This is a genomic window from Microbacterium martis, assembly GCF_047246685.1.
Classification (GTDB): Bacteria; Actinomycetota; Actinomycetes; order Actinomycetales; family Microbacteriaceae; genus Microbacterium.
Map to the genome: position 1 here is coordinate 85,628 of NZ_JBFOKT010000003.1, position 13,426 is coordinate 99,053.

General features: G+C 69.8%; 12 protein-coding genes. 3 read left to right on the forward strand and 9 right to left on the reverse strand.

What is annotated here, in order from left to right:
• Positions 1 to 101: 101 nt before the first annotated feature.
• From tmk to AB3M90_RS14035, 7 genes are all read right to left on the reverse strand, one after another.
• A complete protein-coding gene (tmk, locus tag AB3M90_RS14005) occupies positions 102 to 737 on the reverse strand; it encodes a dTMP kinase (protein WP_412952950.1) in 636 nt (211 codons plus the stop codon).
• Positions 734 to 3,640 (reverse strand): type I DNA topoisomerase, encoded by a 2,907-nt coding sequence (topA, locus tag AB3M90_RS14010; RefSeq protein ID WP_412952953.1) that lies wholly within the window; start codon positions 3,638 to 3,640, stop codon positions 734 to 736. The genes tmk and topA overlap by 4 nt, the downstream gene beginning before the upstream one ends.
• A 79-nt stretch (positions 3,641 to 3,719) precedes the next feature.
• Positions 3,720 to 4,046, reverse strand: a complete 327-nt coding sequence (locus AB3M90_RS14015) for a helicase (protein ID WP_412952956.1) — start codon at positions 4,044 to 4,046, stop codon at positions 3,720 to 3,722.
• The gene (locus AB3M90_RS14020) at positions 4,046 to 4,414 is read right to left on the reverse strand and encodes a TadE family type IV pilus minor pilin (protein ID WP_412952958.1); all 369 of its coding nucleotides are present in this window, start codon (positions 4,412 to 4,414) and stop codon (positions 4,046 to 4,048) included. Before AB3M90_RS14020 ends, AB3M90_RS14015 begins: the two co-directional genes overlap by 1 nt.
• Positions 4,414 to 4,611 (reverse strand): DUF4244 domain-containing protein, encoded by a 198-nt coding sequence (locus AB3M90_RS14025; RefSeq protein WP_412952961.1) that lies wholly within the window; start codon positions 4,609 to 4,611, stop codon positions 4,414 to 4,416. Before AB3M90_RS14025 ends, AB3M90_RS14020 begins: the two co-directional genes overlap by 1 nt.
• 48 nt (positions 4,612 to 4,659) lie before the next feature.
• The gene (locus tag AB3M90_RS14030) at positions 4,660 to 5,565 is read right to left on the reverse strand and encodes a type II secretion system F family protein (protein ID WP_412952963.1); all 906 of its coding nucleotides are present in this window, start codon (positions 5,563 to 5,565) and stop codon (positions 4,660 to 4,662) included.
• Positions 5,559 to 6,566, reverse strand: a complete 1,008-nt coding sequence (locus AB3M90_RS14035) for a TadA family conjugal transfer-associated ATPase (protein ID WP_412952965.1) — start codon at positions 6,564 to 6,566, stop codon at positions 5,559 to 5,561. Before AB3M90_RS14035 ends, AB3M90_RS14030 begins: the two co-directional genes overlap by 7 nt.
• A 425-nt stretch (positions 6,567 to 6,991) precedes the next feature.
• Here AB3M90_RS14035 and acs point away from each other — a divergent pair, with 425 nt between their 5' ends.
• The gene (gene acs, locus AB3M90_RS14040; protein ID WP_412952969.1) at positions 6,992 to 8,959 is read left to right on the forward strand and encodes an acetate--CoA ligase; all 1,968 of its coding nucleotides are present in this window, start codon (positions 6,992 to 6,994) and stop codon (positions 8,957 to 8,959) included.
• 126 nt (positions 8,960 to 9,085) lie between these two features.
• On the opposite strand, the gene AB3M90_RS14045 is transcribed toward acs, so the two are convergent.
• Both AB3M90_RS14045 and sp36 read right to left on the reverse strand, forming a co-directional pair.
• A complete protein-coding gene (locus tag AB3M90_RS14045) occupies positions 9,086 to 9,544 on the reverse strand; it encodes a RidA family protein (protein ID WP_412952971.1) in 459 nt (152 codons plus the stop codon).
• On the reverse strand, positions 9,541 to 9,765 hold the full coding sequence (sp36, locus tag AB3M90_RS14050; protein WP_412952974.1) for a Sp36 family protein: 225 nt from the start codon (positions 9,763 to 9,765) through the stop codon (positions 9,541 to 9,543). Before sp36 ends, AB3M90_RS14045 begins: the two co-directional genes overlap by 4 nt.
• A gap of 111 nt (positions 9,766 to 9,876) precedes the next feature.
• Here sp36 and AB3M90_RS14055 point away from each other — a divergent pair, with 111 nt between their 5' ends.
• Entirely contained in the window at positions 9,877 to 12,444 is a 2,568-nt protein-coding gene (locus AB3M90_RS14055) for a transglycosylase domain-containing protein (RefSeq protein ID WP_412952977.1), read from the forward strand.
• Positions 12,441 to 13,376 (forward strand): metallophosphoesterase, encoded by a 936-nt coding sequence (locus tag AB3M90_RS14060; RefSeq protein ID WP_412952980.1) that lies wholly within the window; start codon positions 12,441 to 12,443, stop codon positions 13,374 to 13,376. The genes AB3M90_RS14055 and AB3M90_RS14060 overlap by 4 nt, the downstream gene beginning before the upstream one ends.
• The last annotated feature ends 50 nt before the right edge of the window (positions 13,377 to 13,426 follow it).

Here is a 13,426-nt window from a genome sequence, read left to right on the forward strand (position 1 = left end):
TCGCTCCATGACGGCGCGAGCGACCAGAGGCGCCACCTCCGGGGCGCCTGTGGCATCAGCATCCCCCACGGCCGCCCAAGGGGGCGGCGGGGCATGGGTGATCAGCGGGTGGCGAGCAGTGCCTCGACGCGGGTGCGGATACGGGCGGCGATCTCGTCGGCGGATGCTGCGGCGTCGATGACCAGGAACCGCTCGGGCTCCGCGGCGGCGAGGGTCAGATAACCGTCGCGGACGCGACCGTGGAACTCGGCCTTCTCGGCCTCCAACCGGTCGAAGGGCTTGTCGTCGGAGTCGAGGCGCTCCCGCGCGGCCCGGGGGTCGAGGTCGAGCAGAACGGTCAGGTCGGGCAGCGCCCCCTCGGCCGCCCAGAGCGACAGGTCGCGAATCTCGGTCGCGTCGAGCACACGCCCCGCGCCCTGGTACGCGACCGAGGAGTCGAGGTAGCGGTCCTGCAGCACGACCTCGCCGCGCTCGAGGGCGGGGCGGACGACGGTCGACACGTGGTGAGCGCGATCGGCCGCGTACAGCAGCGCCTCCGCCCGCGGCGCGATGTCGCCACGGTGGTGCAGCACGATGTCGCGGATCAGCTGCCCGACCTCCGAGCCGCCGGGCTCACGGGTGCGTACGACGGTGCGGCCGGACTCCGTCAGCCAGCGCGCGAGCAGGTTCGACTGCGTGGTCTTGCCCGAGCCGTCGCCGCCTTCGAGCGTGATCCACGTACCGGGACCTGCGGTCACGAGTCCGCCTTCGCCGCCGCGTTCCTCGCCCGGGTCGCCGCAGCCTTCTTGGCAGCTGCCGAACGCGCGGCGGCCGTCGCGGCATCCGTCTTCTTCGCCGCCGGCTTCTTCGCCGCCGTCTTCTTCGCCGCCGGCTTCGCGGTCGTCTTCGCGGCGGGTGCCTTCGCGGCCGACGTCTTCTTCGCTGCGGGCTTCTTGGCCGCGCTCGAGCGGGATCCGCGCTTCGGGGCCGGTCCCTTCGCCCGCTTGTCGGCGAGCATCTGCACCGCGACCTCGAAGGTGATGTCTTCGACCTTCTGCCCGCGTGGGATGGTGACGTTCGTCTCGCCGTCGGTGACGTACGCTCCGAATCGACCGTCGCGGATGCGGATCGGCTTGCCGCTCACCGGATCGGCGTCGAACTCGACGAGCGCGCTCGAGGCGCGACGGGCGCCGTACTTCGGCTGCGCATAGATCTCGAGCGCCTGCTCGAGGGTCACATCGAAGATCTGCGACTCGCTCTCGAGCGACCGCGAGTCGGTGCCCTTCTTCAGGTAGGGCCCGAAGCGTCCGTTCTGCGCGGTGATCTCGTCTCCCGATTCGGGGTCGACGCCGACCACGCGCGGCAGGCTCAGCAGCTGCAGAGCCGTGTCGAGCTCGATCGTGTCGACCGACATCGAGCGGAACAACGAGGCCGTCCGCGGCTTCGGGGCGGCCTCCTTCTTGGCGCCGCGCCTGCCCTTCGCACCGGATTCCGCCTGTGGAGCGACGATCTCGCCGGTCGCCTCGTCGACCTCGGCGTCGTCGGGAACCGGATCGTTCTCCTGCACGTACGGGCCGAAGCGACCGTCCTTGACGACGACGATCTTGCCGTTCTCCGGGTTCTCCCCCAGCACGCGATCACCGGCGACGGGGGCGTCGATGAGCTCCTGCGCCTTGGCGGCCGTCAGCTCGTCGGGTGCCAGGTCTTCGGGAACGTTGACGATGCGGGGCTTCGCGTCGGGGTCGGCCGGATCGGCGACCTCGAGGTAGGGGCCGTACTTGCCGAAGCGCAGGGTGGCCGTGTCGGTGATGCGGGTGGAGTTCAGCGCGCGGGCGTCGATCTCGCCGACATTGTCGACGACCTGACGCAGGCCGACCTGCGACTCCGATCCGAAGTAGAACGACTTCAGCCACTCCACACGGTTCCGCTCGCCGCGCGCGATCGTGTCGAGGTCGTCTTCGAGAGCCGCGGTGAAGTCGTAGTCCACGAGGTCGGCGAAGTGCTCTTCGAGCAGCCGCACCACGCTGAAGGCGAGCCAGGTGGGGACGAGGGCCTGGCCGCGCTTCACCGCGTAGCCGCGGTCGAGGATCGTCTCGGGGATCGAGGCGAAGGTCGACGGGCGGCCGATGCCCTTCTCCTCGAGCACCTTCACCAGAGATGCCTCGGTGTAGCGGGGCTTCGGCGTGGTGCGGTGGCCCTTGGCCTCGGCATCCGACACGGCGAGCTCGTCGCCCACGGCGACCGCCGGGAGCGACTGGTTCTCGACCGCGTCGGCGTCGCCGCGCTTCTCATCGCGACCCTCCTCGTACGCCTCGAGGAAGCCCTTGAAGGTGTAGACGGTTCCCGATGCGGTGAACTCGGCCAGGCGACCGTCGGCGGTGACCGCGATCGTGACGGTCGTCGTCTCGTACTTCGCGTCGGCCATCTGGCTGGCGACCGTGCGCTTCCAGATCAGGTCGTACAGGCGCTGCTCGTCGCGATCGAGTTCCGCGGAGAGCGACGCCGGGGTGCGGAAGTTGTCGCCCGACGGCCGGATCGCCTCGTGCGCCTCCTGCGCGTTCTTGCTCTTGGACTTGTAGACCCGCGGCTTCAGCGGCACGGCCGCGTCGCCGTAGAGGGCCACCGCCTGGCTCCGCGCCGCCTGCACCGCCTGGGTGCTGAGCGACGTGGAGTCGGTGCGCATATAGGTGATGTACCCCTTCTCGTACAGACGCTGCGCGACACTCATCGCCTGCTTCGCCCCCATCGAGAGCTTGCGGCCGGCCTCCTGCTGCATGGTCGAGGTCGTGAACGGCGCGTAGGGGCTGCGAGTGCCGGGCTTCGCCTCGACCTTCGTGACGGTTCCCGCACCCACGGCGTCGATCGACTGCGCGAGAGCGGTCGCCGTGGCCTCGTCGAGGACGACGACGGCCTTCTTGAGCTTCCCGGTGTCGTCGAAGTCGGTGCCCCGCGCGAGCTGCCCGCCGTCGACGCGGACGAGTCGGATCTTGAACCGGTGCGCCTCCGAGCCCGCCGAAGAGCCCGCAGCCGCCGCGGCGGCGTCGACGTCCCAGTAGTCCGCCGACACGAAGGCCATGCGCTCGCGCTCGCGATCGACGATGAGGCGCGTCGCGGCGGACTGCACGCGCCCCGCCGAGATGCCCGTCTTGACCTTGTACCAGAGCACCGGGGAGACATCCCACCCGTAGAGGCGGTCGAGGATGCGACGGGTCTCCTGGGCATCGACGAGATCGTGATCGAGCTCGCGGGTGTTGCCGACGGCCGCCTGGATCGCGTCCTTGGTGATCTCGTGGAAGACCATGCGCTTGACCGGGACCTTGGGCTTCAGCGTCTCGAGCAGGTGCCACGCGATGGCCTCGCCCTCGCGGTCTTCATCGGTGGCGAGCAGGAGTTCGTCTGCCGTCTTCAGCGCGCGCTTGAGCTCGGCCACCGTCTTGGTCTTGCGGTCGGACACGACGTAGTACGGGTCGAAGCCGTTGTCGATGTCGATCGAGTACTTGCCGTACGCCTTCTTGTCCTCCGCGGGGATGTCCTTCTTGTCGGCGAGGTCGCGGATGTGGCCGACGGAGCTGAGCACCTCGTAGCCGTCGCCGAGGTATCCCTGAATAGACCGCATCTTCGTCGGGGACTCGACGATGACGAGCTTCTTGCCTTCAGCCAAGGGGCGTCCTTTCTTCGAAGCACACCATACACACCACTGTGAGGGGTCGTTCACAGTGAGCGAGGTCGTGCCGCCGTCATCATCCCTCGGGTGGCCCGGCGCGGGCGCGGGAGACGGCAGCGAGTCCAGCGTACGCCGCCTGCACCCGCACCGTCGCCACGAAGCCTTCCAGCGTGCAGTCGAGAAGCGCGGCGCCGGCGGCCTGTGCCACCCGGGCCGCCAGTGCGCAGGGCGGTTCGACCGCGACCACGGCGCCGCTGGCGGCATCGGCCGCGGCGAGCGCGGCGGCATCGGCCGCGCCCGCCGACCGCTGAGCCGTGACCGCGGCTCCGCCGACGACGGTGAAGCCGAGCGCCAGCGCGGCGACGACGCCCACCAGCCCCGCTCCCAAAGCCGAGCCCGCCATCAGCGGCCACCGTCGAGCGCGCAGCTCGATGCCCGCACCGGCACCCGCACCAGGGCGCCGATCGACAGGTCGAGCGAGGCGGTGACGCAGACGAGGTCGCCGGAGTGCGACGACGAGACCGCGGCCCCGCGGACGGCTGCACCGACGACACGGTGCGCCGCATCCGCCCCTTCGCCGCGCCCGAGCAGGCGAGCCGCATCCGCCGCGGCGTCCTGCAGGGCGACGTGTCTCGATGCGGCGCCGAGCACACCGGCGCCGAGAAGCATCACGAGCACGACCGCGGGGAGAGCGAGGGCGAGTTCGGCGGAGACCGAGCCGCGGTCGCGGCCTCGAACGGGAGAGCCTCGAGCGACCCGCAGGGCGCGCATCATGCGACCGTCAGGGCGCGGCGGACGAGATCGGTGAGGATGCCGCGGACCTCGTCGGACCGCATGATGACGACCAGCAGTCCGGCGAAGGCGACGGCGGCCATCGTCGTGATGGCGTACTCGGCGGTCGCGGCTCCGGATTCGTCGCCGAACAGCGATGCCGCGCGGCGACGGTCGAGTCGGGGGATGGCGTTCATGGTGTTCCTTCTTTCTCTCAGGTGTTTCTGTCGGGGGTGTTTCTGCGGTCAGAGGGGCACGGGTGTGGAGGACAGCACGCTGAGCAGCAGTGGAGCGACGCCCAGGAGGAGGAAGGCGGGCAGCGTGCACACGCCGAGGGGGATCAGCAGCCGCGTGGAGAGCTTCGCGGCGCGAAGCCGTCCGTGCACCCGCGAGGCGTGCCGGTCCTGCGCGGCGGACGCACGGAGGAGTTCTCCGGCGGGCACACCGGCAGCGCGAGAGAGGTCGAGCACGGCATGAATGCGCTCGTCGTCGCCGGCTCCCGACGCCGAGCTCTCGGCCACGAGCCGCAGGGCCCTGTCGATCGACGCCCCGCCGGACAGCGCCACCGCGACCAGCTCGGCGCGCATTCCCGGTGTGCCGGGCGCAGGCTGCGCGTCGCGCAGCAGCCGGCGCGTCCACAGTCGCGCAGCGAGCACGAGGAGCAGGCCGAGCACCACGGCGACGGCGCCGAGGGGGTTCCCGACGATCACTCCGAGCGTGTCGAAACCCAGAGCGAACCCGAGCAGCAGACCGGCGAACGGCATCCACAGCAGCAGCCGCGCCGTGCCGGCCGGTTCCGCCAGAGCGACGCGCACGTCGTCTGCCGCGGACTCCGCGTCGCGCAGGGTCTCGGCGATCGTCCGGAGCACCTCCGCGAGGGGCGCACCGACGACGGTCGCGACTTCCCACGCGGCCGCGAGGTCGGCCCAGGCTCCCCCCTCGACCTCGATGGCCTCGATCAGCGGCACGCCCGATTCGATGCGCGCGACGACGGCCTCGGCGTGCCGATCTCCGCTGTCGGCGAGGTGCCGCCAGGCGACGACCGGCCTCGCACCCGCCTGCAGCAGCACGGCGAGCGTCTGCACCGAGGTCGCGGCATCCGCTGTTCTATCGGGATCGGCCGTTTCTCGTCGCGGCCAGGGGATCACCACGGGGTCACCTCCTCGACGTCGAGACGGTCGCCCGTCAGGACGAAGGTGCCCGTTCGGGAGATCCGCCGGACGCCGTCGGGCGTCCGCTCGAGGTGCAGCACCGTCGAGAACGCACTGACGGCCTGACGTGCCAGCGCCGTCGCATCCATCCCGGCGAGCGCTCCCAGCGCTTCGAGCCGAGCGGGAACGTCTCTCAGACCGCTGGCGTGCAGTGTACCGGCGCCGCCGTCGTGCCCGGTGTTGAGCGCCGTCAGCAGTTCGCGCACCTCTTCGCCCCGGCACTCGCCGACCACCAGGCGGTCGGGTCTCATGCGCAGCGACTCGCGCACGAGTCGGGCGAGGCTGATGCCGCCCGCTCCCTCGAGATTCGCCTGCCGCGCCTCGAGGGCCACATGGTGGGGGTGCCGCGGCCGCAGTTCGGCGACGTCTTCGATGGTGACGATGCGCTCGGCGGGCGACACCTCGGACAGCAGGGCGGAGAGCAGAGTGGTCTTCCCCGTGCCGGTGCCGCCGGTGATGAGGATGTTGGCGCGATCGGCGACGAGCCGATGCAGCCAGCTCTGCTGACGTGCGTCGAACGCCCCGAGCGCGCCGAGGGCGTCGAGGTCGGCGGCCCGGATCCTGGGGATGCGGATCGAGAGCGCGGTGCCGGTCGCCGACACCGGCGCCAGGACCGCGTGCACACGGATGCCGGTGTCGAGCCGCACGTCGACGCACGGTGCCTGATCGTCGAGATGGCGCCCGCCCAGGCCGACGAGCGCCACGGCGAGGTCGCGCACCTCCCGCTCGGAGGCGCTCCAGGTCGGCACGGGCTCGGCCCCGCTCCCGCGATCGACGAAGAGTCCGGCGGCCCCGTTGACGAAGACGTCGGTCACCGCGTCGTCGACGCAGTGCTCCGCGAGCGGACCGAAGGCGGGATCGAGGCGCAGGGCGGCGCCCGAGGCGAGGGCCGGGTCGGTCGGCGCCGCGGAGCGGGGCTGGATGACGAAGGAATCGGGCACGTCGCGACGCTATTGCGGAGCCGCCCCGCCGACGCCGCTTCCGGCGGGATGCGACCGGTGCCTGTGAACAAGCTCCGGCATCCACGGGCAGTGGAGGAGCACCCGATGCCGACCGCATCCGATGGCGACCGGCATCCGATCAGGCAGCGGAGAGCGCTCCCATGGAAAAGGCGGCACCTCACGGGGGGAATGAGGTGCCGCCCACGGCGGGCCACGATCGGGGGATGCGGGCGCGCCAAGGCCGGAATCAGAATTCGGCTGTCGTCGAGTGTACGCAAAGCGACCGGTCGCACAAAACCGGCCGCACTACCGACTTTCGGCGGTATGCGGTGTCGGATGCCGGAGATAGATTCGCCCTGTCACGGTGGCGCCTCCGCGTCGCGACCGTGCCCGCATGACCGTGATGCCGCAAAGGAGCGTCTGCGATGAGCAGCCAGATCGACCACCTTCTCGACGAGACCCGCAAGTTCCCTCCGTCCGAGGAGTTCGCCGCAGGATCCGTCTCGTCGCCCGAGCTCTACGAGCGAGCCGCGGCCGACCGGGAGGGGTTCTGGGCCGAGCAGTCCCGCGAGCTGCTGCACTGGCATACTCCGTTCACGAACGTGCTCGACTGGTCGAACCCTCCGTTCGCCAAGTGGTTCGACGACGGCGAGCTGAACGTCGCCTACAACTGCCTCGACCGCCACGTCGAGGCCGGGAACGGCGACCGCATCGCCCTGCACTGGGAGGGCGAGCCCGGTGATTCCCGCAGCATCAGCTATGCGGAACTCACCGACGAGGTGAAGCGGGTCGCCAACGTCCTCGCCGGCTTCGGCGTCGGACACGGCGACCGCGTGGCCATCTATCTGCCGATGATCCCCGAGGCCATCGCCTCGATGCTCGCCGTTGCGCGACTCGGCGCCATCCACTCCGTGGTGTTCGGCGGCTTCAGCGCCGACAGCCTCCGGGCCCGCATCGACGACGCCGGCGCGAAGGTCGTCATCACGGCCGACGGCGGCTACCGCAAGGGCAAGGTCTCGGCCCTCAAGCCGGCCGTCGACCAGGCGCTGGGCGACCGCGGCGAGGGAGAGCAGCAGACGGTCGAACGCGTTCTCGTCGTGCTGCGCGGCGGCAACGAGGTCGACTGGGTCGACGGTCGCGACGTCTGGTGGCACGACGCCGTGCCCGCGGCATCCGCGGACCACACCGCCGAGGCCTTCCCCGCCGAGAACCCGCTCTTCATCCTCTACACCTCCGGGACGACGGGGAAGCCGAAGGGCATCCTGCATACGTCGGGCGGTTACCTCACTCAGGCGGCGTATTCGCACAAGTACGTGTTCGACCTCAAGCCCGAGACCGACGTGTACTGGTGCACGGCCGACATCGGGTGGGTGACCGGGCACTCGTACGTGACCTACGGGCCGCTCGCCAACGGCGCGACCCAGGTGCTCTACGAGGGCACTCCCGACGCACCGCACCCCGGCCGCTGGTGGGAGATCATCGAGAAGTACGGGGTCTCGATCTTCTACACGGCGCCGACCGCCATCCGGTCGTTCATGAAGATCGGCCGCAGCATCCCGGCGAAGTTCGACCTCTCCTCTCTGCGCCTGCTGGGGTCGGTGGGCGAGCCCATCAACCCGGAGGCGTGGATGTGGTACCGCGAGGTCATCGGAGCCGGCAAGACGCCGATCGTCGACACCTGGTGGCAGACCGAGACCGGGGCGATCATGGTCTCGGCCCTCCCGGGCGTCACCGAGACGAAGCCCGGATCGGCGCAGGTCCCGCTGCCCGGCATCTCGATCGACGTGGTCGACGAGCAGGGCGTCGAGGTCGGCAACGGCAGCGGCGGACTGCTCGTCGTGACCGAGCCCTGGCCGAGCATGCTGCGCGGCATCTGGGGCGATCCGGAGCGGTTCCGCGAGACGTACTGGGAGAAGTTCGAGCAGCAGGGCTACTACTTCGCCGGTGACGGCGCCCGCCTCGACGACGACGGCGACCTCTGGCTGCTGGGCCGCGTCGACGACGTCATGAACGTCTCCGGCCACCGTCTCTCCACCGCCGAGATCGAGTCGTCGCTCGTGGCGCACGAGGCCACCGCCGAGGCAGCGGTCGTCGGAGCATCCGACGAGACCACGGGGCAGGCCGTGGTGGCCTTCGTGATCATCAAGGAGAGCTACCTCGCGGGGCACGATCCGGCCGGGCTCGCGCAGCAGCTGCGCCTCTGGGTCGGCGAGCAGATCGGCGCCATCGCGCGCCCTCGCGACGTCTACATCGTGGGCGAGCTGCCGAAGACACGCTCGGGCAAGATCATGCGGCGCCTGCTGCGCGACGTCGCCGAGGGCCGCGAGGTGGGTGACACCACCACGCTGGCCGACACCGCGGTGATGAGCATCATCTCGGCGCAGGTGAAGTAGCCGGCGCTGATGCGGATGCCGAGACCCCCGCTCCGCGTCGAGACCCCCCGCTGCGGACGTCAGTAGCGGGGGGTCTCGGCGCTAAGCGGGGGTCTCGGCGGAACGCGGCGCGGCGTCGCGCGGAGCTCAGGCGAGGATGAAGGTGACCTCGACCTCGACCGGGCTGTCGAGCGGCAGGACCGGAACGCCCACCGCGGCGCGCGCGTGGCGTCCGGCATCCCCGAAGATGTCACCCAGCACTTCACTGGCGCCGTTGATGACGCCGGGCTGGCCCGTGAACTCCGGAACGGATGCGACGAAGCCACCCACCCGCAGCACCCCGGCGAGCCGGTCGACGCCGCCGGCGGCATCCGCGGCCGCCGCGAGCGCGTTCAGGGCGCAGGTGCGCGCATAGCGGGTGGCGTCATCCGCGGCGACCTCGGCACCGAGCTTGCCGGTCGCCGGCAGGGCGCCCGCGGTGAACGGGAGCTGTCCCGAGGTGTAGACGAGGCCACCGTGGACGACGGCCGGCACATAGGCGGCGACCGGAGCGGCGACGGCGGGAAGCTCGATGCCGAGCTCGGCGAGTCTGGTCGAGACGCTCATGCCGCCCCTCCGTCGAACTGGCGAGCGGCCTGCTCCGCGGCCGCGAGTCCCGCGTTGGCCGACGAGTCTGCCGTGACCGGGCGCTTCAGATAGGCGACGAGGCCGCCCTCGGGCCCGGTGACGACCTGGACGAGCTCCCACCCCTGCTTGCCCCAGTTGTTGAGGATGGCGGCGGTGTTGTGGATGAGCAGCGGCGTGGTGAGGTATTCCCACGTGGTCATGGCACTCCTGTCGATTCGGCGTCGCGCCCGCCGATTCGAGTCGATGACCGCGGCGGCGATGTGCGGGCTCGTCAAAGGCGGTATTCAGGGAACTCCCCTACGATCAAGCGTATGCCCAAAAAGAATCGCACCGTGAGAGGCGTGCTCGGCGGTCTCGTCGGGCTCGTCGGTCTGAGCGCTGTCGCCGGTCTTCTCGTGACCGCCAGCGTCACTCCCGTCCTCGCGATGACCGGTGTCGCCGGCGCGCAGGCGCTCACCCTGTTCGACCAGCTGCCGGAGAACCTCAACCCCGGCACGCCCATGGAGCAGTCGACGATCTATGCGACCACGCCCGACGGCACCCCGGTCGAACTCGCCTCGTTCTTCGAGCAGAACCGCGTGCCGGTGACCTTCGAGCAGGTCTCCCCCGTCCTCTACGATGCGATCCTCTCCAGTGAGGACAAGAACTTCTTCAGCCACGGCGGCGTGAACGTGGGCGCCACGGTGAAGGCACTGGTCGACAACGTGCGCGGCACCTCCAGCCGCGGCGCGTCGACGATCAGCCAGCAGTTCGTCAAGAACGTGCTGATCCAGCAGTGCGAGCAGGAGGTCGACACGACCTCCGAGACCTACTCCGAAGAGCTGCAGCAGTGCTGGCAGGATGCCACGAACGCGGTCGGGACGAAGGGCATCGAGCGCAAGCTGCAGGAGATGCGCTATGCGATCCAGATCGAGAAGGACTTCTCGAAGAACGACATCCTGCTGGGCTATCTGAACATCGCGAACTTCGGCGGAACGGTCTACGGCATCGAGGCCGCGGCCAACTACTACTTCTCCACGACCGCGCTGAACCTGACGGTGGCGCAGGCGGCGACGCTCGCGGGCATCGTGCAGAACCCGAACACGTTCCGCATCGACAAGCCGCAGGGCACGATCACGAACGCCGACGGCGTGGCGCTGAACTCCGTCGACGACGGCTACTCGCTCACGAAGGACCGTCGGCACTACGTGCTGACCCGCATGCTCGACGACGGAAAGATCACGCAGGCGCAGTTCGACGAGGCCGACGCCTCCGTCATCGAACCGCTGATCAATCCGCCGACGCAGGGGTGCGCTGCGGCGGGAACCAACGCGTACTTCTGCCAGTACGTGAAGTCGATCGTCGAGAACGACGAGGCCTTCGGCGCCACGCTGCAGGACCGCCGCGACCTTCTCCGCCGCGGCGGACTGAAGATCTTCACCACCTTGGACTACCGCATCCAGGAGCCTGCCGCGCAGAAGATGGCCGAGATCGTCCCGGCGGTCTACGGATCGTATTTCGGCGCCGCCGGCACCTCGATCGAGGTCGGCACGGGGCGCATCCTCTCGCTGACGCAGAACACGCTCTTCAGCGAGACGATCACCGACGATCCGGCCTACACGTCGCTCGTGTTCGCGGGCGACAAGAAGAACGGTGACTCGGTCGGGTTCCCGGTCGGATCGACGTACAAGCTGTTCACCCTGATCGACTGGCTCGAGAAGGGGCACTCGGTGAACGAGCGCGTCAACGGTGCGCTCTCCACCAACATGAAGTTCACCGCGGCGGCGTGCGGTGGCGGCACCATGACCGCCAACACCAAGGAGATCGGCAACTTCAACAACCAGGGCGGCTACACCGGCACGGTGATGAACTTCACCGCGCAGTCTCTGAACAGCGGGTTCTTCGCCATGGCGTCGAAGCTCGATCTCTGCGACATCAACAAGGTCGCCGACCGCATGGGTGTCACGCTCGCCACCGGCGAGAAGACCTACGAGGACAACGTTCCCTTCAACGTCCTCGGGTCGAAGAACATCTCCCCCCTCGCGATGGCCAACGCCTACGCGACCGTCGCGAGCGGCGGCACGTACTGCACGCCGAAGGCGATCGACCGCGTGATCGGCCCGGACGGCAAGGACCGCGAGCTCCCCAAGTCCTCGTGCACCGCGGGCGTCATCAGCCCCGAGGTCGCCGCGACCGCCGCCTACGCGCTCCAGGGCGTGATGCGCAGCGGTGGCACCGGAGCGGTGGCCAACCCGAACGACGGCACCCCACTGATCGGCAAGACCGGAACGCACAACACGTACGGCACGATGATGATCGAGTCGAGCACGAAGGTCGCGACCGCGGTCTGGGTCGGCCGTTCGCAGGGCCAGGAGAACATCTATCGGCAGCGGTACAACGGTCGCGCGCTCAACGAGCTGCGCTATCCGCTGGCGGAGACGGCCCAGGCCGCGGCGAACGCCGCGTACGGCGGCGACGCCTTCCCCGAACCCGACAAGAACCTCACGAAGGTCGTGATGACCGACATCCCCGACGTCGTGGGAATGACGCCCGACGACGCCAGGGCGGCCATCGAGAGCGCCGGCTTCACGTTCTCTCTCGGCGGTGCACTCGACAGCTCGATCCCCGCGGGACTCGTCGCCGCGCAGGACCCCGTCGGACAGGCCCTCGCCGGCTCGACCATCACCGTCGCGACGAGCAACGGGCTGGGCACGACCGTTCCCGCCGGGCTCGTCGGCATGTCACGAGCGCAGGCCGCAGCAGCGCTGACGTCCGCCGGGTTCACGAAGTACACGATCGACAATTCGTGCAACCCGCCGACGGCGACCGTCACATCATCCAGCCCTGCGCCGGGGACCGCGGCCAGCAAGGCCACCGCGGTCACCGTGACATGCGGATGAGGCCGCGCCCATCCGTCCACCCGGCCCTCACCGCGCTCGGCGCGGTGGGGGCCGCGGGTGTCGCCACCGCGGTGTGGGGCATCGGCATCGAGCGCTATCTCTTCACGGTGCGCGAGGCGACGGCATCCGCTCTGCCCCCGGGCTCGGCGCCGCTCAGGGTCCTGCACATCTCTGATGTGCACATGGCGCCCTGGCAGCACCGCAAGCAGGACTGGCTGGCGTCGCTGGCCGGGCTGAACCCCGACCTCATCGTCAACACGGGCGACAACCTCGGTCACCGCGACGGGCTCGAGGGCATCCGACGCGCGTTCGATGCGTTCGAGGGCATCCCGGGCGTCTTCGTGCACGGCTCGAACGACGTGACCGGCCCCTCTCCGCGCAACCCGCTGCGCTACTTCCTCGGACCGTCGAAGAAGAACCGCGAGCCCGAGCTGCTCGACACCGCAGCCATGGACCGGTACTTCACCGAGGAGCTCGGCTGGGTCGACCTCGACAACACCGCCGCCCGCCTCGAGATCGCCGGCGGCACCGTCGACTTCTTCGGGGTCGACGACGCGCATCGCGACTGGGATCGTCTCGACCTCCTCCCGTCGGCCATCGACGATCTCGGAACCCCGGATGCCGGTGCAGCGCGCATCGGCGTGACGCACGCACCGTATCGACGGGTGCTCGACGGATTCGTCGACTTCGGCGCGGATGCTGTCTTCGGCGGTCACACGCACGGCGGTCAGGTCCGGTTGCCCGGATACGGCGCTCTGGTCGCCAACTGCGACATCCCGCTGTCGCAAGCGCGGGGGCTCAGCACCTGGTCGCACGCGGATCGCTCGGTGCCCTTGAACGTCAGCGCCGGGTGCGGGCACTCGATCTATGCACCGGTGCGATTCGCCTGTCGACCGGAGGCGACGCTGCTCACCCTGACGGCGCGGGTCTGATCGCGCCCCGATTCGGCGCAGGGCGCTTTTCCCTGTAGACTCGGAGGGTT

Excerpts from the sequence above, each read along its gene's own strand:
- AB3M90_RS14055 (WP_412952977.1), top strand. The coding sequence starts at position 9,877 with ATGCCCAAAAAGAATCGCACCGTGAGAGGCGTGCTCGGCGGTCTCGTC.
- AB3M90_RS14060 (WP_412952980.1), top strand. The coding sequence starts at position 12,441 with ATGAGGCCGCGCCCATCCGTCCACCCGGCCCTCACCGCGCTCGGCGCG.
- AB3M90_RS14045 (WP_412952971.1), bottom strand. The coding sequence starts at position 9,544 with ATGAGCGTCTCGACCAGACTCGCCGAGCTCGGCATCGAGCTTCCCGCC.
- sp36 (WP_412952974.1), bottom strand. The coding sequence starts at position 9,765 with ATGACCACGTGGGAATACCTCACCACGCCGCTGCTCATCCACAACACC.
- AB3M90_RS14025 (WP_412952961.1), bottom strand. The coding sequence starts at position 4,611 with ATGAACGCCATCCCCCGACTCGACCGTCGCCGCGCGGCATCGCTGTTC.
- AB3M90_RS14015 (WP_412952956.1), bottom strand. The coding sequence starts at position 4,046 with ATGGCGGGCTCGGCTTTGGGAGCGGGGCTGGTGGGCGTCGTCGCCGCG.
- AB3M90_RS14020 (WP_412952958.1), bottom strand. The coding sequence starts at position 4,414 with ATGCGCGCCCTGCGGGTCGCTCGAGGCTCTCCCGTTCGAGGCCGCGAC.
- acs (WP_412952969.1), top strand. The coding sequence starts at position 6,992 with ATGAGCAGCCAGATCGACCACCTTCTCGACGAGACCCGCAAGTTCCCT.